The sequence below is a fragment of the Algibacter sp. genome (assembly GCF_049667265.1).
GTDB lineage: Bacteria > Bacteroidota > Bacteroidia > Flavobacteriales > Flavobacteriaceae > Algibacter_B.
Genome location: NZ_JBATHX010000277.1, coordinates 1 through 19,613 on the forward strand (window position 1 = coordinate 1; position 19,613 = coordinate 19,613).

At 33.0% G+C, this 19,613-nt stretch carries 20 protein-coding genes; 6 read left to right on the forward strand and 14 right to left on the reverse strand.

Annotated elements, in window-relative coordinates:
* Nucleotides 1–1,070: PDZ domain-containing protein (locus tag WBN21_RS10325; protein WP_424199983.1), on the forward strand; the 1,070-nt coding region annotated here is incomplete at its 5' end.
* 61 nt (nt 1,071–1,131) lie between these two features.
* On the opposite strand, the gene WBN21_RS10330 is transcribed toward WBN21_RS10325, so the two are convergent.
* Nucleotides 1,132–1,548, reverse strand: a complete 417-nt coding sequence (locus WBN21_RS10330; protein WP_424199985.1) for a DUF1573 domain-containing protein — start codon at nt 1,546–1,548, stop codon at nt 1,132–1,134.
* A 296-nt stretch (nt 1,549–1,844) separates the two neighbouring features.
* Between WBN21_RS10330 and WBN21_RS10335 the strand changes: the two genes are divergently transcribed.
* The gene (locus WBN21_RS10335; protein WP_424199987.1) at nt 1,845–4,481 is read left to right on the forward strand and encodes a valine--tRNA ligase; all 2,637 of its coding nucleotides are present in this window, start codon (nt 1,845–1,847) and stop codon (nt 4,479–4,481) included.
* 181 nt (nt 4,482–4,662) lie between these two features.
* On the opposite strand, the gene WBN21_RS10340 is transcribed toward WBN21_RS10335, so the two are convergent.
* From WBN21_RS10340 to rsfS, 7 genes are all read right to left on the reverse strand, one after another.
* Complete coding sequence (locus WBN21_RS10340; protein WP_424199989.1) at nt 4,663–5,307, reverse strand: DNA alkylation repair protein; 645 nt, start codon at nt 5,305–5,307, stop codon at nt 4,663–4,665.
* A 129-nt stretch (nt 5,308–5,436) separates the two neighbouring features.
* Complete coding sequence (locus WBN21_RS10345; protein WP_424199991.1) at nt 5,437–5,703, reverse strand: acyl-CoA-binding protein; 267 nt, start codon at nt 5,701–5,703, stop codon at nt 5,437–5,439.
* Nucleotides 5,696–6,352 carry a phosphatidylserine decarboxylase family protein gene (locus tag WBN21_RS10350; protein WP_424199993.1) on the reverse strand — a complete coding sequence of 219 codons (657 nt, stop codon included), beginning with the start codon at nt 6,350–6,352 and terminating at the stop codon, nt 5,696–5,698. Before WBN21_RS10350 ends, WBN21_RS10345 begins: the two co-directional genes overlap by 8 nt.
* Nucleotides 6,342–7,163 carry a phosphatidate cytidylyltransferase gene (locus WBN21_RS10355; RefSeq protein ID WP_424199995.1) on the reverse strand — a complete coding sequence of 274 codons (822 nt, stop codon included), beginning with the start codon at nt 7,161–7,163 and terminating at the stop codon, nt 6,342–6,344. The genes WBN21_RS10350 and WBN21_RS10355 overlap by 11 nt, the downstream gene beginning before the upstream one ends.
* 1 nt (nt 7,164) lies before the next feature.
* Nucleotides 7,165–7,773: an LUD domain-containing protein gene (locus WBN21_RS10360; protein ID WP_424199997.1), complete on the reverse strand. Its 609-nt coding sequence runs from the start codon at nt 7,771–7,773 to the stop codon at nt 7,165–7,167.
* Nucleotides 7,774–7,893: 120 nt separating this feature from the next.
* Nucleotides 7,894–9,858, reverse strand: a complete 1,965-nt coding sequence (ftsH, locus tag WBN21_RS10365; RefSeq protein WP_424199999.1) for an ATP-dependent zinc metalloprotease FtsH — start codon at nt 9,856–9,858, stop codon at nt 7,894–7,896.
* Nucleotides 9,859–9,867: 9 nt separating this feature from the next.
* Nucleotides 9,868–10,239: a ribosome silencing factor gene (gene rsfS / locus WBN21_RS10370; RefSeq protein WP_424200001.1), complete on the reverse strand. Its 372-nt coding sequence runs from the start codon at nt 10,237–10,239 to the stop codon at nt 9,868–9,870.
* A 91-nt stretch (nt 10,240–10,330) separates the two neighbouring features.
* Between rsfS and WBN21_RS10375 the strand changes: the two genes are divergently transcribed.
* A complete protein-coding gene (locus tag WBN21_RS10375) occupies nt 10,331–11,062 on the forward strand; it encodes a biotin--[acetyl-CoA-carboxylase] ligase (RefSeq protein WP_424200005.1) in 732 nt (243 codons plus the stop codon).
* Here the strand turns inward: WBN21_RS10375 and WBN21_RS10380 are convergent.
* A complete protein-coding gene (locus WBN21_RS10380) occupies nt 11,059–11,454 on the reverse strand; it encodes an SRPBCC domain-containing protein (RefSeq protein WP_424200006.1) in 396 nt (131 codons plus the stop codon). The genes WBN21_RS10375 and WBN21_RS10380 overlap by 4 nt on opposite strands.
* An 80-nt stretch (nt 11,455–11,534) precedes the next feature.
* Entirely contained in the window at nt 11,535–12,179 is a 645-nt protein-coding gene (gene pyrE / locus WBN21_RS10385) for an orotate phosphoribosyltransferase (protein WP_424200008.1), read from the reverse strand.
* A gap of 134 nt (nt 12,180–12,313) precedes the next feature.
* Between pyrE and WBN21_RS10390 the strand changes: the two genes are divergently transcribed.
* Both WBN21_RS10390 and WBN21_RS10395 read left to right on the forward strand, forming a co-directional pair.
* Nucleotides 12,314–12,895: an NUDIX hydrolase gene (locus WBN21_RS10390; protein ID WP_424200010.1), complete on the forward strand. Its 582-nt coding sequence runs from the start codon at nt 12,314–12,316 to the stop codon at nt 12,893–12,895.
* Nucleotides 12,896–12,996: 101 nt separating this feature from the next.
* Nucleotides 12,997–14,610: a SulP family inorganic anion transporter gene (locus WBN21_RS10395; protein WP_424200012.1), complete on the forward strand. Its 1,614-nt coding sequence runs from the start codon at nt 12,997–12,999 to the stop codon at nt 14,608–14,610.
* Between the two features lie 239 nt (nt 14,611–14,849).
* Here the strand turns inward: WBN21_RS10395 and WBN21_RS10400 are convergent, their stop codons facing one another.
* The 4 genes from WBN21_RS10400 to WBN21_RS10415 all read right to left on the reverse strand — a co-directional run bounded on the left by WBN21_RS10400 (nt 14,850) and on the right by WBN21_RS10415 (nt 18,592).
* Nucleotides 14,850–15,263, reverse strand: a complete 414-nt coding sequence (locus tag WBN21_RS10400) for a HEAT repeat domain-containing protein (protein ID WP_424200014.1) — start codon at nt 15,261–15,263, stop codon at nt 14,850–14,852.
* A 170-nt stretch (nt 15,264–15,433) separates the two neighbouring features.
* On the reverse strand, nt 15,434–16,972 hold the full coding sequence (locus tag WBN21_RS10405; protein WP_424200016.1) for a phospholipase D family protein: 1,539 nt from the start codon (nt 16,970–16,972) through the stop codon (nt 15,434–15,436).
* 11 nt (nt 16,973–16,983) lie between these two features.
* Nucleotides 16,984–17,439, reverse strand: a complete 456-nt coding sequence (coaD, locus tag WBN21_RS10410) for a pantetheine-phosphate adenylyltransferase (protein WP_424200018.1) — start codon at nt 17,437–17,439, stop codon at nt 16,984–16,986.
* Between the two features lie 181 nt (nt 17,440–17,620).
* A complete protein-coding gene (locus WBN21_RS10415; protein ID WP_424200020.1) occupies nt 17,621–18,592 on the reverse strand; it encodes a D-alanine--D-alanine ligase in 972 nt (323 codons plus the stop codon).
* A gap of 369 nt (nt 18,593–18,961) precedes the next feature.
* Between WBN21_RS10415 and WBN21_RS10420 the strand changes: the two genes are divergently transcribed.
* A complete protein-coding gene (locus WBN21_RS10420; RefSeq protein WP_424200022.1) occupies nt 18,962–19,519 on the forward strand; it encodes a PASTA domain-containing protein in 558 nt (185 codons plus the stop codon).
* The last annotated feature ends 94 nt before the right edge of the window (nt 19,520–19,613 follow it).

The following is a 19,613-nucleotide window of genomic DNA, read 5'->3' on the forward strand; positions in this document are numbered from 1 at the left end:
TTTATTTGAGAGGGCTTGGAGGTGGAGAATCTGTAGAAGCATTAAAATCAACCCATAATACATTTAAAATTGGTGATGCAATAAAATTAAATCAAGATTTATATGCCATTTATAATAGCAATTTAAATTTTGCACCCAGATTAGGAATTCCTGTTCATGGTATTGTTGGTTTAGATATTTTTAAAGATTTGGTTGTTGAAATTAATTATGCTGCAGGCTTTTTAAGATTAACGACTCCAGAAAAATTTAAATACAAGAAATGTAGAAAATGTGAAAAATTAAATTTAGAATTTTATAACGGTAAACCTTATGTAAATGTTATAGTCAAAATGAATCAAAAGGAAATTCCTGTAAAATTGTTGATTGATTCTGGAGGTAGTGATGCCTTATGGTTATTTGAAGATGAATCATTAGGAATAAAACCTAGTGCGTTTTTTTTTAACGATTTTCTTGGTCATGGACTTAACGGAAGCGTGTATGGAAAACGCTCAAAAGTTGACGCATTAATATTGAATAATTTCGTACTAAAAAAACCGAATGTTGCATATCCAAATACTGAATATGTTTTTCATGCGAAACAAATTAAAGATAGAAATGGTAGTATTTCGGGAAATGTATTAAAACGATTCAATGTTATTTTTGATTATCAAAAAGCGTTAATGACAATTTCAAAAAATGGTAAGTTTAAAAGTAAATTTAGTTATAACAAAAGTGGTATTGAACTAGCCCATGATGGTGTTAGGATTTTAAAAGAAATTAAAGGAAATAATTTAAAGGTAAATGGAACTACTCAATCTAATAATTTGGGCCTCGGTTCTAAAAACAGATACAAAATATCTTTAAAACCAGCATATACTATAGTTGAGTTAAGAGAGGGTTCGCCTGCTGACATGGCAGGTTTAAAAATTGGAGATGTTATTTTAAGTATTAATGGAAAGCAAAGTTATCAATTTACCCTTCAGCAAGTAATGGAAAAATTTTATGACGACCACGACAAAAAAATAAGATTAAGAATAGATCGAAACGGCGAAGTTTTAAATATAAATTTTACACTCCAAAACCCATTCTGAATAAAAAAGGCCTGAATATATATTCAAGCCTTTTCAATTTGTTTATTAGTATTAAGTAACCTTATTCTTCCATCACACTTTTTTCTTGCTTATCAAGAACGCTTACTTTTGATGGGTCTATTACTAAACCTTTAATTTTTAAAGCAACCGTTGGTGTTTCCGCATTGGACATTACTGTAATTGTTTTTCTTATAGGGTTTACTCTATTAGTATCATACTTTACTTTAATTTCACCAGTTTTCCCAGGCATAATTGGACCATCTGGTTTTGAAGGCACAGTACATCCACAAGATGATTTTACTTCTGAGATAATAAGAGGCGCATCACCAGTATTGGTAAATTCAAAAGTCCTTACGCCATCCGCTCCTTTTTCAACAGTTCCATAATCAATCGTATCAGATTTAAACTCAATTTTTGCTTGAGCATTGATACCTAAACTTATTAACCCGATAAATAAAATTGTAATTAATTGTTTCATCACTTTATTTTTTTTTGTTTATAATTTTCACTCATTAAGACCATGATTTTGTTGGCCATATTGTTTTTTACAGTTCTAAAACCTTGCCAAACATAGTTACTTTTCCTATAATCTGCAAAAATAATAGACGTATTACAGACTTATTAACATATTCAACTCGGTTAAAAGTACATATAACATTTTCATAATTTTGATTATTACTGTTAATTTTCAATTATCAATAACGGTTTAAATCTTTTATAGAAAAAGAAATATAAGTACTTTTGCAAATCATTATTCAAAAACTATTCCAAAGTATGCAAATTCCATCAAAATATGATGCAAGTCAGGTAGAAAGTAAGTGGTACGACTACTGGATGAAACATAATTATTTTCATTCAACACCCGATGAAAGAGACCCATACACCATTGTAATTCCGCCGCCAAACGTTACTGGCGTGTTGCACATGGGGCACATGCTTAATAACACCATACAAGATGTTTTAATACGTCGTGCTCGTTTATTAGGAAAAAATGCATGTTGGGTACCTGGAACTGATCATGCGTCCATAGCTACTGAAGCGAAGGTTGTTGCTAAATTAAAAGAACAAGGCATTGATAAAAATGATTTATCTCGTGAAGAATTTTTAGCACACGCTTGGGAATGGACAGAAGAATACGGAGGAGTAATTCTTGAACAACTTAAAAAATTAGGTTGTTCTTGCGATTGGGACAGAACTAAATTCACCATGGATGATGACATGAGTGAAGCCGTAATTAAGGTTTTTGTTGATTTATACGAAAAAGGCTTGATTTATCGTGGTTACAGAATGGTAAACTGGGATCCTGAGGCTAAAACTACTTTGTCTGATGAAGAAGTAATTCATGAAGAACGCCAAGGAAATCTATACTATTTAAATTATAAAATTGAAGGTAGCAACGATACTTTAACTATTGCTACAACAAGACCTGAAACTATTTTTGGAGATACAGCAATATGTATTAATCCTAGTGATGAGCGTTTTACGCAATTACGTGGAAAAAAGGCTATTGTGCCAATTTGTAATCGCGTTATTCCAATTATTGAAGACGATTATGTAGATGTTGAGTTTGGTACAGGATGCTTAAAGGTAACACCTGCACACGATGAAAACGATAAGAATCTTGGTGATAAGCATAACTTAGAAGTTATTGATATTTTTAATGATGATGCGTCTTTAAATAGCTTCGGATTACATTATGAAGGAAAGGATCGTTTTGTAGTTAGAAAGGAAATTGTAAAAGAATTAGAAGAAAAAGGTATTTTAGTAAAAACTGAAACGCACATTAATAAAGTTGGAACTTCTGAAAGAACAAAGGCTGTTATAGAACCACGCTTAAGCGACCAATGGTTTCTTAAAATGGAAGAATTAGTAAAACCTGCTATTAAATCTGTTTTAGGTGAAGATCCTGAAATTAAACTTTTTCCAAAGAAATTCGAGAATACCTACCGTCATTGGATGGAGAATATCCGCGATTGGAATATTTCGCGTCAACTTATGTGGGGACAGCAAATTCCTGCGTATTTCTATGGCGATGGTAAAGAAGATTTTGTTGTAGCTGAAAATATAGAAAATGCCTTAGAAAAGGCTAAACAGCAAACAAACAACAAACAACTAACAACAAACGACTTACGTCAAGATAATGACGCTTTAGATACTTGGTTCTCATCTTGGTTATGGCCAATGTCTGTATTTGATGGTATTCGAAATCCAGAAAATGAAGACATAAAATATTATTACCCAACAAACGATTTAGTTACAGGTCCGGATATTTTGTTCTTTTGGGTGGCACGTATGATTATTGCTGGTTATGAGTATAAAGATGAAAAACCTTTCGAGAATGTTTACTTAACAGGGTTGGTTCGTGATAAGCAACGCCGAAAAATGAGTAAATCATTAGGTAATTCTCCAGATGCTTTAAAACTTATTGAGGAATATAGTGCAGATGGTGTTCGCGTAGGCTTGTTGTTAAGTTCTGCTGCTGGAAACGATTTAATGTTTGATGAAGCCCTTTGCCAACAAGGAAAAGGATTTGGAAACAAAATTTGGAATGCTTTCAGATTAATTCAAGGTTGGGAAATTGATGAAACCATCCCGCAGCCAGAAACAGCAAAAGTGGGATTAGAATGGTATGAAGCTAAGTTTCAAAAAATATTAGTAGAAATTGAAGATCATTTTAGTAAATACAGACTAAGTGATGCTTTAATGGCTATTTACAAATTAATCATGGACGATTTTTCATCATGGTTATTAGAAATCATTAAACCAGCCTATCAAAAACCTATTGATGCTAAAACTTATAAATCAGTAATTGAAGCTTTTGAGAATAATTTGAAAGTATTACATCCGTTTATGCCATTTTTATCAGAAGAAATCTGGCAATATATTGCTGAAAGAACGCCAGAAGATGCATTAATAGTTGCTAAATGGCCAAAAGCTAAAACAATAAATGAAACTTTAATTTCTGAGTTTGAATTTGCTTCGGAAGTTATTTCAGGAATTAGAAACATCAGAAAACAAAAAAATATTGCCTTTAAAGATGTCATAGGTTTTTCAGTAATAAATAATGAAAAATTAGATATTACTTTTGATGGTGTTATAGCTAAATTGGGAAATCTTGAAAGCATTAAAGATACTACTGAAGCTATTGAAGGTGCTTTGACGTTTAGAGTAAAATCGAATGAGTATTTTATTCCTATGGTTGGTGCTATTGATGTAGAAGCCGAAATTATTAAGTTAACCGAAGAGTTAAACTATACAAAAGGCTTTTTGAAATCGGTACAAAAGAAGTTGTCAAACGAACGTTTTGTTGCCGGAGCACCAGAACAAGTTGTGGCTTCAGAAAAGAAGAAAGAAGCGGATGCTTTAGCTAAAATAGAAACGTTAAAGGCTAGTTTGGCTAGTTTAGGGTAATTTTTTGGGAGGTTCGTTTAACGAGTTTGTGTATGAAAGGTAACTTATAAAAGGACGCTTATCATTCGGATTATAATAGACTCAAAATTAAAAATTTAGCGATTTTCGAAAACACACACAAATCTCTCGGAGGGACTGTGCTAGTTATGTTTTATATACGTTGTTTAGTTTTTCATCGACTTTACTTTTTTAATTTGGCAACTTCAATTGTAATGAATTTTGGAAGATAACTTGGGACACAATTTTTTGCTACCATTTCATCTTTGTAAAGACCCGTTTCTTCGCCAATAGAAATACATCTATCGCGATATTTTTCTTGCCATTTTCCTATTTGACCGGCCGTATAATTCATTGCCCATTGAACTTCAGGCTCTTCTTTCATTAGATTTATCTCAATTAAATCTAAAAGTTCTTTTGTATTAGATTGGTTTGTATTTCCCATCCATCTTAATCTTGCCTGATAATACCAAAATACTCTCCTTTGTAATTTAGAAGAACTATTTTTCCAAGATTCTATAAGAGAAATTATCTTTTTGTCTTTAGATAATTGATTGGCCATTAACCAATCCATCAAATGATTTCGTTCATCAAATTCGTGTTTCTGAATATCATTATCAAGTTGGTCAATTACCTCTTGGGTTAGAAGCTTTTTATCCATTATCAGAATTGCTAACTGACGAGGCAAAAATTCTCCAGTTGTCCAAAGTTCCAAAGACAAAGCGTGGTCTTTTTTAATTTCTTTTGCGATTTTTCTCAAGTCTCCCAACCTTGTTGTTTCCTTGTTGATTTCACTAAATATTTTTTGTGCTTTTAAGGATAGTTTCATTACTTTCTCGATTATTTTTAAATGACACAAAAAGCCAAAGATAATGTTCTGTATAATGAATTTTATCGATGGTTAAACCAGGTTAGAGAATTTTTCTGTCAAAGTCAAGATGAGAAAATAGAGAATGCCCTATTTTCTATACAAAAAGTAATTATTTACTAAGTCTATGTAGTTTTGTTTAGCTTCGTCTTCAGTAAGGCTTTTAGCTTGGAATAAAGCATTGGTTTTAAAAGCGTTAATTATTTCTTTTTTGCTTTTAGGCCTTCCATAATCGTTAGTAGCTTTTTTGTAGTAAGCATATAGTTTTAAAAGAGTATCTGCAGGAAAAGGCTCTTTATGAGCGTTCACTCTATCAACAGCTTCTTTAAATTCTATGTCCAATTTATTACTACTCATTAATTTCTGCAATAATACTTTCGCCACCGCGAACTTTTTGATTTAATTCTACTTTAATTTTGGTGTCCAAAGGTAAGTATAAGTCTACTCTTGAGCCAAATTTTATAAATCCAGACTCACCACCCTGAATGGCTTTGTCGTCAACCTTAGCATAATTTACAATTCGTTTTGCTAAAGCTCCAGCAATTTGCCTGTGTAACACTTTACCATAAGTTTCATTTTCTACCACCACCGTAGTGCGCTCGTTTTCTTCACTTGCTTTAGGGTGCCATGCAACTAAGTATTTACCTGGGTGGTATTTGCTAAATACAACCTTTCCACCAATTGGGTAACGGGTAACATGCACATTTATTGGTGACATGAAAACACTAACTTGTAAACGTTTTTCTTTAAAATATTCTTTTTCAAAAACTTCTTCAATAACAACTACTTTTCCATCTACTGGTGAGATAACTTGATTATCGTTGAGGTGGGTATGTCGTTTTGGATTTCTAAAAAACTGCAATATCAGGATTAGGAATGCTAATAAAGCTATCATTATAATGGTTCCTAACCATGTGATATCAAGAAAACTATCAACTAATAAAAAACCAGCTACAACAATGAATAGTGTAATGATTATAATTTTATGACCTTCTTTATGAAACATAATTCAAAATTCTTAAAAATAAATATATAAATGGAGCTGCAAAAATTATACTATCTAGTCGATCCAACAATCCACCATGACCAGGCATAATGACACCGCTATCCTTAACATTTGCTTGTCTTTTAAATTTAGATTCTATTAAATCGCCTAAAGTACCAAAAACACTAATAATGATACTTAAAATTAGCCAATTTGTAGAATTTAAAGTTCCTGTAAAGGTAGCAATAAAATAACTTGCTACGCATGAAAAGAACAAACCACCAAGAAAACCTTCAACTGTTTTTTTAGGGGATATAATTTCAAAAAGTTTTTGTTTGCCAAAGTTTTTTCCAACTAAATAAGCAAAAGAATCGTTTACCCAAACTAAAATAAAGGCACCTAAAAGAATTTGTGGTTTATATTCTTCATGATAATTTGCTATCAATATTAAAAATACAAAGGCACTTGATAAATAAAATGTTGTTAATAAAAACCGTTTAGTAGCAAAAAGCGGAATGCCTCTTATTGAAAATAAATCTTTTATTAAAAATAACTCGACAAATATGGAAAGTACCATAAGGATTTGAGTGGCTTCCTTTAAACCAGTATCGGTTTTTAGTACAGCTTGCCAATATCCAAAAACAGCATAAAGTATAATAAAAATAAGGTATGGAATTTTGCTTTTTAGCTGGATCAGTTTTTTGAATTCACCAATACAAATTAATCCAAAAACAAAAAAAAGAGCAATTAATGCTTGCTCATAACAAAGGCAAATAAGTAATAATGACACATAGATTAAACCTGAAAGTGATCGAACGAGCGTTTCTTTCATGCTATAAATCTTCTAAGAGTAGGAGGTAAAGGTTTTTTGCACTACTACCATAGCTTAAAAAATCTTTTTCATCACCAGATTTAAAATGCTTTATGGTTGTTATGTTTGTTGGGATTTTTTGTCTGTTTTTAGATTTAATTCCACGCAAACCCTCGCCTATATTTTCAACTAATTGGCTAGTTGTAGCAAAAACAATAAAGTTAAAAGGCAATTCGGGAAGTTTTTTTTCGAAAATTTGTCTAGATGAAATTAATATAGAACCATCATTACCAATTAAATTTTCGCAAGTTGTTAAAAAATATTTGGCTTCACTTATTTTTTTCGTTGGAAGTAAATTTGAATTTTTAAATTTACTTTTTAATTCAGCATCAAGTAATAAAACCTGATCTTCTTGCCAATCATTTTCTTCAATAATATGTTCTAAATTTTTATAAATTTCGTTTAAATTTTCGCAATACAAGAACTTACCTCCATTAGCCTTAAAGTTTATGGTAAACTTTTCGTCTATTGGTAGTTTTATTTCTGGCATATATTTGCCACGATCACCAGATTTTAATTCGTCATCATCACGATCAGATTTGGAACCAAAAATTTTTCTAAAAAGACTCATTTAATGTATTGCTATTAACTGAAATTTTAATGTGGTTTTCCAAATATAAAAAATCTTAAATTAACCTTACAACTAATTTAAGATTTTTACCAAATGCTTAACAAAATATAACGTTTTGTTTTATTCTTTCTCGTCTTTTTTACTTTCTTTAGTACTCGATACTTGCTCTTTTTCAAACGGACGTTTTCCAAATATTATTTCAAGGTTATCTTTAAAAATAACTTCTTTCTCCAATAATACTTCTGCAAGTTGTGTTAGTTTATCTTTATTAGCCTCAAGTAATTTTATAGCACGTTGATATTGTTTTTCAATAATATCTGAAATTTCTTTATCAATTAATTCTGCCGTTTTTTCGCTATATGGTTTAGAAAAACCAAACTCATTTTGACCAGAAGAATCATAATAGGTTAAATTACCAACTTTATCGCTTAAACCATACACGGTTCCCATGGCCCTTGCTTGTTTAGTTACCTTCTCAAGATCGCTTAAAGCTCCTGTTGATATTTTATTAAAAATCACTTTTTCTGCGGCACGACCACCTAGAGCAGCACACATTTCGTCAAGCATTTGCTCAGGATGAACAATTAAACGTTCTTCTGGCAAATACCATGCAGCACCTAATGAACGTCCACGAGGCACAATGGTTACTTTAACTAATGGAGCGGCATGCTCTAACATCCAGCTTGTAACTGCATGTCCTGCTTCATGAAAGGCAACAGCGCGTTTTTCACTTGGCGTAATAATTTTGTTTTTCTTTTCTAATCCGCCAATAATTCTATCTACGGCATCTAGGAAATCTTGTTTGTCAACAGCTTTTTTACCATTTCTGGCAGCAATTAAAGCAGCTTCGTTACATACGTTAGCAATATCTGCTCCGGAGAATCCTGGTGTTTGTTTTGAAAGGAAATCTAAATCTAGATTTTTTGCTTTTTTAAGCGGCCTTAAATGGACTTCAAATATTTCTTCACGCTCGCGAACGTCCGGTAGATCAACATAAATCTGTCTATCAAAACGACCTGCACGCATTAACGCTTTATCTAAAATATCAGCTCTGTTAGTCGCTGCTATAACGATAACGTTGGTGTTTGTGCCAAAACCATCCATTTCAGTTAATAATTGATTTAGTGTGTTTTCACGTTCGTCATTACTTCCAGACATGGCGTTTTTTCCTCTGGCACGTCCTATTGCATCAATTTCATCAATAAAAATAATAGAAGGCGATTTTTCTTTGGCCTGTTTGAATAAATCTCTAACACGAGAAGCCCCAACACCAACAAACATTTCAACAAAATCTGAACCTGATAATGAGAAAAAAGGCACTTTTGCCTCACCTGCAACAGCTTTTGCCAATAGGGTTTTACCTGTTCCAGGAGGTCCTACAAGTAAGGCCCCTTTTGGAATTTTACCACCAAGTGTTGTATACTTTTCTGGAAATTTAAGGAAGTCAACAATTTCTTGAACTTCTTCTTTTGCACCTTCTAAACCAGCAACATCTTTAAAACTAGTTTTTACTTCAGTATTCTGATCAAAAAGTTTTGCTTTAGACTTTCCAATGTTGAAAATTTGTCCTCCAGCACCACCTCCGGCACCACCAGACATACGGCGCATAATGAATATCCAAACACCAATTAATAAAATAAACGGTAGAATGCCCATCAATAAATTTCCCCAATCGTTGGTTTCTGTATCGAAAGTGATAATTGGCTTAACAGCTAAATCTTTAGTGTCTGCATTTAATTGATTTTCAAAATTCTGAAGATCACCAAATTCAAATCTATAATTTGGCAAAGCCGTTGCAGACGGAATAAAGGTTTGCGGCTTTGAGTTTTTATGTATCTCTTTAGCCTCTGCATCTTTTGTTAAATATATTTTAGCAACACGAGTGTTTTTTATAATATCGATACGAGCAACATCGCCAGCCTCTAAATATTCAAAAAAGTCGGAAGGTGTTGTTTTATTAGCATCTTGATAGTTTCCTCCATTAATTAATTGATACCCTAGAAAAAGTGCTATTAATATCCCATAAATCCAATACGGACTAAATTTAGGTTTATTTTCTTTTATTTTCTTTTTTTCGTTTGCCATTTTGTTTTTTTAGTAACTCGTTTCTATAACAGTTGTTTTTGCATCGCCCCAAAGGCTTTCAATATCATAATACTCTCTAATATGTTTTTGAAAAACATGCACTACAACATTTACATAATCAATTAAAACCCATTCTGCATTATCAGCGCCCTCAGTATGCCAAGGGTTGTCTTTAAGTGTTTTGCTTACTTTCTTTTGAATGGAATTTACAATAGCGTTTACTTGAGTATTTGAAGTTCCCTCGCAAATAATAAAGTAATCGCAAACCGTGTTTTCAATCGCTCTTAAATCTAGAATATTAATTTCTTTTCCCTTAACATCTTCAATCCCACTGATTATTACCGATATTAATTGGTCTGCGCTTATTTTTTCTTTCGCCATTAAGTATATTTAATTTGTGCAAAGTTATTATTTTTTAGTTCTTTATACTTTAAAAAAATCATAAGTTTTCGAGTATTTTAATAACTTGTATATGCGTATAATCAAACTTGATGCCATCGATTCAACAAATAGCCACTTGCGAAAGCTTTACGCTAATGAAATTATTGATGATTATACCGCGGTTTTAGCAAAAAACCAAACATTAGGAAGAGGGCAAATGGGTGCAGGTTGGAATTCTGAAGCATATAAAAACCTTACGTTTAGTGTGTTTAAGGATTTATCTGAATTTAAATTGGAAGAGCTGTTTTATGTAAGTATGGTGACAGCTTTATCCGTTTTAAAGGCCTTAGATTCTTTTGGAATACCTAAATTAAGTGTAAAATGGCCTAACGACATTTTGTCAGCAGACAAAAAAATATGTGGGGTTTTAATTGAAAATGTCATAAAACAAGGCAATTTTAATGCTTCGGTGATTGGTATTGGCTTAAATGTAAATCAAACAGCATTTGAAAATTTACCTAAAGCATCGTCATTAAAATTAATTTCTGGAAAAACATTTGATTTGGATGAATTAACAATAACTATTATAAATAATTTGAAGGATTATTTTACGCTTTTGAAAAATGAGAAATATGACATTATAAAAGAGGAATATGAAAGGCATCTTTTTAGAAAAAATAAACCCTCAACATTTACAGATACTGAAGGTTTGATGTTTTCAGGTTTTATAAAAAGTGTTACTGAATCTGGTCACCTTCAAGTGTTGTTGGAAGATGATGTCTTAAAAGCATTCGATTTAAAGGAAATTACACTTTTATATTAGATTGCTTTAGGAATGCTCGTAGCTAGTGTTTCAATAAATTTACTAATAGGACTTTTAATCATCATGGCCATCATAGGATTAAAATCGCCTGTGAAATCTAATTTTACTTCACTTGTTGAATCATCTAATTGAGTAATGTTTGCAATTAATGCGAAATCAATTTTTCCGCCAGCAGCACCCAAAACAATTTTATTTGGAGGGATAACTTCTTTCTTTTTAAGGATAATTTCGGGCATGCCTTTTAAAGCAAAAAGAAATTTGTCTTCACCTAAAACTTCAAACTTACTGATGTTTTCAGGCATTAGGGATTCAAAGTTTTTTATATCAGACAAAAAGTTAAATACTTCTTCTGGTGATTTGCTTACGCTAATTTTTGGAGATTCTAAATTCATAATACGGTTACGTTGTTATTTGTTAAGTTGTTTAGCTGAAGGTCTTAACGACTTTACAACTCCACGACATAATCTTTATATCAATTAGCGTTCCATTCACTAGGATTGGTATTCCATTCTGATAATGTTTTTAGTTCTTTTTCAGAAATATAATTTGTGTCTAAGGCCTCTTCAAGTAAGTTTTCATAATTACTTAAAGTATTCAAACGGATATTTTCTTTCTTGAAATTTTCGTCAGCAATGTCAAAACCATAGGTGAAAATTGCAACCATGCCTTTCACATTAATTCCAGCTTCTTTTAATGCTTTTACGGCATTTAAACTACTTTTTCCGGTGCTTATTAAATCTTCTACAACCACAACATTTTGTCCGCTTTCAATAAAACCTTCAATTTGGTTTTTTCGTCCGTGACCTTTAGCATCTGGCCTAACATATATAAACGGCAAGCCTAAATATTCGGCAACCAAAATTCCAATTCCAATGGCTCCAGTTGCTACACCTGCAATAACATCAGGTTTACCATATTCTTTTTCAATATGTTTTGCCATCGTTTCACGAATGTAATTTCGAATTGGAGGAAACGATAATACAATTCGATTATCGCAATAAATAGGCGATTTCCATCCAGAAGCCCAAGTAAATGGTTCCTTAGGACTTAGTTTTATAGCATTAATTTGTAATAAAACTTCGGCGGTTTTTTTAGCGGTGTTTTTGTCAAAAATCATGTGGGTAAAATTACATATAAATTTAATTTTTATTTCATTGGATGAATATTTTTAAAATATTTTTTTCAACAAGTTAGGGTTTGTGAGTAAAAATGATATTTTTACCGAATGGAATTTGATAATTGTAACTAACCATGTACAAAGTTTTTGTTGGAGATAAACCAATAATATTAACGAACGTTGTTGAGAAAGAAACTTACTTTAAAAATTATTTACTTAAAACAGTAGATATGGCTAAAGTTATTCGAAAACTTAATAGAACGTCTTTAAGTGAGGTTCGTTTAATACATAAAAACCCAGATAAAATTTTAAAAAAGTTTTTAAAAAAGCTCCCAAATGTTATTGCTGGTGGAGGCAAAGTGTATAATGAGAAAGGAGAAATTTTATTTATTTATAGAAATGATAAATGGGATTTGCCTAAAGGAAAAGCCGAAAAGAAAGAAACGATTGAAGAAACTTCCATTCGAGAAGTTGAAGAGGAAACAGGCGTTAAAGGCTTAAAAATCACAAAACCGTTAGAAACAACGTACCATATATTTAAGCGAAACGGACGCTATAGAATAAAAATCACGTATTGGTTTGAAATGAAAACCGATTACGATGGTGTTTTACTTGCCGAAGAAAATGAGGGCATTACCAAGGTGGCTTGGCTAAATGAAAAACAATCCATCGAGGCACTTGAGAACTCTTATGCTAATATAAAATTGTTAGTCTAAAATCACTATAACGTTATAGTAATTTAAAAAAGCAAATTATAATCCTTCTCACTTGCATGCCAACATATTAAACGTAAATTTGCAGCTTCAAAAAAACTACCATGCCTGATTTTATTAGAAAGCGTACAGCAAATGCCAAAAACGATATTTTAAGTGGAATAACTGTTGCGTTAGCATTAGTTCCTGAAGCCGTTGCCTTTGCATTTGTTGCAGGTGTAGATCCTTTAGTGGGGTTGTATGCGGCGTTCATGATTGGTTTAATTACTTCAATATTTGGTGGTCGCCCAGGAATGATTAGTGGTGCAACTGGTGCCTTAGCTGTAGTAATGGTAAGTTTAGTTGCCGAAGGAAATGCCATGGGCGAAGCAAGCCAACAACTTGGTTTATACTACTTATTTGCTACCGTTATATTAATGGGAATTATCCAAATGTTAGCAGGTGTTTTAAAACTCGGTAAGTTTGTTAGGTTAATTCCGCATCCAGTAATGATGGGGTTTGTAAATGGTTTAGCCATTGTAATATTCGTTTCGCAATTAGGCATGTTTAAGGACATTGATGGAAATTGGTTTTCAGGAAATCAACTATGGATTATGCTAGGATTAGTAGCTTTAACCATGGGTATTATGTTTGGATTGCCAAAACTAACTAAAAAGTTGCCAGAAGCTTTAATTGCCATTTTAGTGGTATCAGGAATTGCAATTTTTGGAAATTTAGATGTTGCTACCGTAGGAAGTTTTATTCGTGATGGAGGCGGAACGGGGCTGAAAGGCGGTTTACCAGAATTCCAAACAGATATTTTTAGTAAAGTACCTTTTAATTGGGAAACCCTAGTTTTTATTGGTCCTTATGCATTAATACTTGCGGCTATTGGGTTAATAGAATCATTAATGACCTTAAATTTGATAGACGAATTAACCGAAACCAGAGGAAATACAAACAGAGAATGTATGGCTCAAGGTGGTGCAAATATCGTTACAGGTTTTTTTGGCGGTATGGGTGGTTGTGCCATGATTGGTCAATCGTTAATCAATATAAAATCAGGAGGTAGAACGCGTTTATCAGGTATTGTTGCCGCCGTATTATTATTAATATTTATTCTTTTTGCCTCAGGGCTAATAGAACAAGTGCCTATTGCAGCCTTAGTAGGCGTTATGTTTATGGTAGTTATAGGAACCTTTGCTTGGAGTAGTTTCAGAATCCTTAATAAAATCCCTTTAAGCGATGTTATCGTTTTAATTGCCGTATCAGCCTTAACCGTTATTTTCGATTTAGCCATAGCAGTAATCGCCGGAGTTATAATTAGCGCCCTAGTTTTTTCATGGGAAAATGCAAAACGTATTCGTGCTCGTAAGCGTTTAAAAGCCGATGGAACCAGAGTTTATGAAATTTGGGGACCATTATTTTTCGGATCAATTATTTCCTTCAACGAAAAATTTGATGTTAAAAACGATCCTGAAAAAGTAGAAATCGATTTTATAGAATCTCGAATTAGCGACCATTCAGCAATCGAAGCTATTTTTAATTTGGTAGAAAAGTATGAAGCCGCAGGAAAGCAAATCAAATTAAAGCACCTTAGTGAAGATTGTAAAATATTACTTTACAAATCAAATCCTAAGTTTACAGAAGTTATCGAGGAAGATATCGACGACCCACGTTACCACTTAGCCGAAAACCCAGAAGCATTCACCAAAGGCCTGTCAGAATATAAGTTTTAGTTTTTTTTTTTGAATACTCGATACTGAGCCTGCGACTGCTACTTTTTTTTTGGCGTTACCACAAGGGTCGGGCTTTCCGTTACAAGTCCTCGCTTCTGCGCTAGGGCGCAAAAACTGTGGGCTATCCACTTCAATCCCTAACGCAACCAGTCCGCAGTCAGCAGTCTTTAGTGTGCAGTCAAAATGTATCCTCAAACTTAATTACTGCTAACCACATCCTGAATTCTGCGACATTTTTCTCACCGCATAGGGCGTTTCAATTGTTCCTTTACACGATCAAACGATTTTTTACTAGCACGTTCCCAACGGTAAATGGTATGCTTAACGTGTTTGTTAGCTTCAAATTTAGCACGTTTTTCCCGCACGTTTTTTACCCAATTAAACCGTTTGTTTACAACAGTTTTTATAAGCTCATCATTTGGGGAAATTTTTCCCAAAGCATTTAAACAAGCAATCGATACATTTTGAACTTTATCATTAATACACTTTAAAAGTGCAGGAATAGAACATGGTTTTGCAATTTTCTCTAAAGCTTCGGCAGCCAGTTTTCTGGTTTTATAATTGCCATGCGCTAATGCATACTCCAATTTATCAGTATCTTCAATGGTCATCCAAAAGTTTATGGTGCTTAAAGAAGGTTGAATAAGTTTCAATTTAAAAAGAAAATATGACAAGTTGTGTAACATGTTATCTTGTAGTATTAGTTTACCTATTAGTAGCTAATAATTAGGAATTGTTACAATATAATAGCAAGAAAGAATATTAGTAATACTTAAACAAACAAGCTAAACTGAAAACTGCACCAACGCCTGAAAACCAATATTTACAAAATAGCTTTAGGAATAACTTTCCGAGTCCAAGTTTTTAAACGTTTATAGTTGCTTACTTCAGAATCTGGGTTAAAATCTAAGGTTGTTTCCCAAGAGTTTTCAGGTTTAAATTCTATTTCCATACCCTTTAAAACACCTTCAGAAACTTTTTTAGAATCCACAACAACAATACATTCCGTATTTAAATTGGCACTTCTAGGATCCAGATTAAAAGTACCTATAACGGTTGTTTTTCCATCAATTAGCATAGATTTTGCATGAAGCCCGAATGTTGGTTGATAATCTAATTCTGATTGAAGTTCTCCAGTCATTATCTTTTTTCGTTCCTCAGCATCTGGTTTAAACTCAAATATGCGAACACCAGTTTTTAGTAATGTTTCTCTATCCGATTGATAACTACTAAAAGCCTCCACATTATCGGTTGATGCTAAACTATTAGTCAGGATTCTAATTTTTACACCACGATTAATAGCGGCTTTAAATAAATCTTGACTTAGTTTTGAAGTAATTAAATAAGGTGTTTGTATTTCAATGGATGTTTTTGCACTCTTAACCAAATCAATTAAAACAGATGTGGTAATACCGCCTCCTTCCAAACCATGGTCTTGATCATTTTTACCCGGTAAATCAGAAATAAAAAAAACTCTGTCAAGCCATACTAAATCACCAGATTTTTTAATAGCATCAAATGTTTTGGGTAAATTTTCAATGCGTTTTCTTACTTGAGGCCAAAAGTTTTCAGGATTACAGGCGTATTCATGTAGTTTATCAAATCTATCTGCTTTTTCAATATTTTTAGGTTTATTGGTAATAACACTTGTAACATCTTTACTTAAATCGCTATTCCAGAAAGTTTCAAATGATGATTTTACAGCTTTTGTTTCCTTACCAATTAACAGGATGTCTCTATCTCTAAAATTGTATTCGTGGTCATAATCAAAATATTCGTCTGCAATATTTCTGCCACCAGTAATTACCACTTGGTTGTCAACTATAAAAGTTTTGTTATGCATGCGTTGGTTGGCAGATTTAAAATCTGTTGCAAATTTCCCAAGTTTCTGAAAGATGTTTTTTCCTAAATTAACTCCAGGATTATAAATTCTAACCGAAATATTCTCATGAGAATTAAAGGTTACAATATCTTCGGCATCTGCTTCAACCATAATATCATCAACAAGAACACGGACTTTAACACCTCTATCTGCTGCTCTTATTAAATAATCGCAAGCAATAAGTCCTACGTTATCTGTTGAGAATATAAAGTATTGAATATCGATTGATTTTTCGGCATATTCTGTTAGCCATGCTCGCGCAACCATAGATCCACTTCCGTCTTCAAGAACATAAACACCTGTTTTGTTCAGCATTAAAGTCGAGAATTCTTCAAGTTCCTTTGAAAGTGTCATAGTATGGTTTCTGTGAATTTCTGAACAAAAATTGGTTTCTGTTTGGGCGGTTTTCATATTAGTACAAGTTGCTAATAAGATTAAAGAAACAAAAAACCAGTTTTTTAATTTTAGTTTAAAATTCATTAAAAAAGGTGTTACTTTACTCGTACACTATCAGGTACCAACTTGGTATAATCGCCATGATGTCTGATAACTTCTCGAACAATACTTGAGCTTATAAATGAGGTGCTTGCAGCAGTTAAAAGGAAAACGGTTTCAACCTTTTCCAAGGTTCTATTGGTATGTGCAATGGCTTTTTCAAACTCAAAATCGGCTGGATTTCGCAGTCCACGTAAAATAAATTCAACACCAGTTTCTTTACAAAAATCGACAGTTAGGCCTTTATAGGTTACAACTTTTACCTTTGGTTCATCAGCAAAAGCATCTTCAATAAATTTTTGACGCTCTTTTATGGTGAACATGTATTTTTTTTCCGAATTTACTCCAATGGCTACAATAATTTCATCAAATAAAGTCACGCCACGTTTTATAATATCGTAGTGTCCTAATGTTAATGGATCAAAAGACCCTGGGAATAAAGCTCGTTTCATCAATTACTTTTTTTGTCATTCCTCGAAGGAGGGAATCTTTTAAAATGTACAAATTATATGTGGATTGCTGCCTTCGCAGGAATGACACGTTGTATCAAATATACAATTCTATTTTTTTCTTTTTTCTTTTTCTAATTGGGATTTTATAACATTTTCCCTCCTTCGGAGGGATTTAGGGCAACTATTTCAAAGCTTCCTCAATGGCATTTTCAAACAATTCGGCTAACGAAATATTAGCTGCAGCTGCCTGTTGCGGTAAAATACTTGCTCTGGTTAAACCCGGAACGGTATTCATTTCCAGTAAATGTGGTTCGCCATCTTTAAAAATAAATTCACTTCGGCTAAAACCTTTCATTTTTAAAACTTCGTATACTTTTTTGGCTTCTTTAGTTACTTTTTCTTCTTGTTCTTTAGTTAATCTGGCAGGTGTTATTTCTTGAGATTTTCCTAAATACTTGGCCTCATAATCAAAGAAATCATTCTCAGAAACAATTTCTGTAATTGGCAATACTTTGGTTTCGCCTTTAAAAGTGATGACGCCAACTGAAACTTCAACGCCATCCAAAAAGGATTCAATGATTATTTCGTCGTCTTCTTTGAAAGCCACATCAATAGCGTTTTGCAAATCTTCCTTTTTGTGCACCTTAGAAACGCCAAAACTACTACCTGCTTTATTGGCTTTTACAAAACAAGGTAAACCCACTTTGGCTATTATGGCGTCCTCATTTATGGTATCACCAAGATTTATATAAAACGATTTGGCCGTTTTTATGCCATAAGGTTTTAAAACACTTAAACAGTCGCGTTTATTAAAGGTTAAACTGGCTTGATACATATCGCAACTGGTATGCGGAATATTAAGTAACTCAAAATACCCTTGCATGAAACCATCTTCGCCCGGCGAGCCATGTATGGCGTTAAAAACACAATCGAATGTAATTTTAAAGGCATCAACATTTATAGAGAAATCGTTTTTATCGATAGTAAATTCTTCCTCTTCATCATTGACATGCACCCATTTGTCTTTAAAAATATGAATGCGGTATGGTGTGTATTTAGATCTGTCGAGTGTTTCGTAAACGACATTTCCGCTGGTTAATGAGATTTTGTATTCGCTGGAATACCCACCCATAATGATGGCAATGTTTTTCATAAATATTATTTTTTATTCAGCAATGGAGGTGACCTTTTTAATATTTGGCAATAAAGTTTAATTAACGTTCTCAGCCCGCGTTAGGGATAGTAATGGAAAACCCACAGCCCGAAGGTGCGAGGACTTGTAATGGACCTGCCTGCCGGCAGGCAGGTAGCCCGACCCTTGTGGTAACCTGCCTGCCGGCAGGCAGGCGCCCAAAACATTAAACTTTAAACCTTATTTGCTTTTTAAATTGATTTACAACCAAAAACCAACAATAAAACGTATGTATTGTTAGTTGATATTGTTTAAGCTAAAATATCATATATATTGCAAAAGAAAAAACAGTTCTGTTTTTATATATTTGCGTAATCGAAAATTCTTGAAATGAGCCTTATAAAATTTCTGACTAGTAAAACTTTTTTTAAACAACTTTTATTGGCAATTGTAGCCGTGGTTGTATTGTGTTTTTTAATATTAAAATGGTTGAGTGTAACAACTAACCATGGCGATTTTGAAACTGTGCCAGAGCTTACTGGAAAATCTATAAGTGTTGCTGAAATTGAGTTGGAAGACAATAATTTGGTAATGAAAATTCAAGATTCGGCAAACTACAACCCAGATTACCCAAAGTTTTCGGTTATTGAGCAAGACCCAAAAGCGGGCACGCAGGTTAAGGAAAATAGAAAAATATACATTACTCTTAACCCATCTGGCTACAGAAAAATGAATATTCCGGATGGTTTAATTGACCAAACTTTTAGACAGGTAAAACCAAACTTAGAGGCTTTAGGTTTTAAAATTGGTAAAATTACTTATGTTGATAATATTGGAAAAGACATGGTTTTAAAGCTTAGTCACAAAGGGCAAACACTTAAGGCTGGCGATAAACTAGCTAGAACTTCGGTTGTTGATTTGGTGCTTGGTAATGGAAACCGCCCGTAAAAATGGACGAAAACACACCTAAATTACCAGACGAAAATAATCTTTACGAACACCACGCATTTACGGTTGATAAAGGGCAAACGCCACTTCGGAT